The sequence below is a fragment of the Polaribacter sp. 2405UD43-2 genome (assembly GCF_058147125.1).
Map to the genome: position 1 here is coordinate 1 of NZ_JBYVJX010000122.1, position 232 is coordinate 232.

Annotated in this window: 1 protein-coding gene; it reads left to right on the top strand. The window is 28.9% G+C overall.

Translation table 11 applies throughout. The features are described 5' to 3' along the window. Window positions 1–232, top strand: a 232-nt coding sequence (locus ACY2RX_RS14995) for a hypothetical protein (RefSeq protein ID WP_490104761.1), incomplete at both ends; no start/stop codon positions are given.

Consider the following 232-nt stretch of genomic DNA (forward strand, 5'->3'; position numbering starts at 1 on the left):
ACTTTACGCAAATTTTTATACAAACCTATTTCAAACACCTCAAATTTTAGAAGGGAATAATACAATTATCTCTTATCAACCTTTAGGCACTAGATCTTTATATAAAGCCAATTTTACCACAACATTTAAATTGTTTTCTTGGTGGCGTTTCAATGTAAACCCGATGTTAAGTTATAGCACTTTAAATAATAATCGTGTTAACAACAAAGTGTTTGTATTTCAAGCTTCTACT